Raw genomic sequence first — 946 nt, 5'->3', positions numbered from 1 at the left:
GTGACGGTTCCGGTCGGTAGCGCGGACAACTGCACATCGAAAGTGGATGTGTTGCCTTCGGTGATCGCAATGGCAGATGAGGGGAGGGTCAGGGTTCCCACGTCGTCGTCGGTCACATCGATGCTCACCGTACCGGTGGCATCGCCATAACCACCGCCCGCTGCCGAAACCGAGATGGTCGCGCTGTCGTCGGTGGTATCGCCGTCCTCGGCCGCTCTGACCGTGACCGACTGGGCCGTGCTCCAATCGGTAGTGGTGAAGGTCAGGGTGTTCTGATCGCCGGTGTCTGTGGTGTCGGTGTCCACCGTGACATCGGTATTGCTCGGCTGAACCAGCGTGACCGTCACGTCTGCGGTCGGTTGCCCCGACAACTGCACTTCGAAGGTGGTGGTGCTGCCCTCGCCAACCGGAACGGCGTTCGACGGAAGCGTCAGGCTCCCCGCATCGTCGTCCGTCACATCGACGCTCACGCTACCGGTGGCATCGCCGTAGCCACCGCCCACGGCCGAAACGGAGATGCTCGTACTCTCGTTGTCGGTATCGCTGTCCTCGGCCGCGCTCAATGTGACCGTTTGGGCTACGTTCCAGTTGGATGCCGTGAATGTGAGGGTGTTTTGTTCGCCGCTTTCGTTGGTATCGGTATCCAGTTTGACGTCGGTGTTGCTCGGCTGGGCCAAGGTCACTGTCACGTTCGCGGTCGGTAGCATGGACAGTTGCATGTCAAATGTGGTGGTGTCGCCCTCGGTGAGCGCAACGGCATTCGACGGGAGGATCAGTGATCCCGCATCGTCGTCCGTCACGTTGACACTGACCGTGCCGGTGGCATCGTCATAGCCGCCACCCGCTGCCGAAACCGAGATGCTCGTGCTCTCGTCGGTGATGTCACTGTCCTCGGTCGCGCTGATCGTGACCGACTGGGCCGTATTCCAGTCGGAAGTGGTGAAGG

The 946-nt window shown here is 61.8% G+C and carries 1 protein-coding gene; it reads right to left on the bottom strand.

The features are described 5' to 3' along the window. Positions 1 to 946: hypothetical protein (locus tag BF99_RS23560; RefSeq protein ID WP_038099072.1), on the bottom strand; the 946-nt coding region annotated here is incomplete at both ends.

It is taken from the genome of Thioalkalivibrio sp. HK1 (genome assembly GCA_000583135.1).
GTDB lineage: Bacteria > Pseudomonadota > Gammaproteobacteria > HK1 > HK1 > HK1.
The sequence above is the reverse complement of the archived record's forward strand: the minus strand, read 5'-3'. Positions and strand labels throughout refer to the sequence as shown.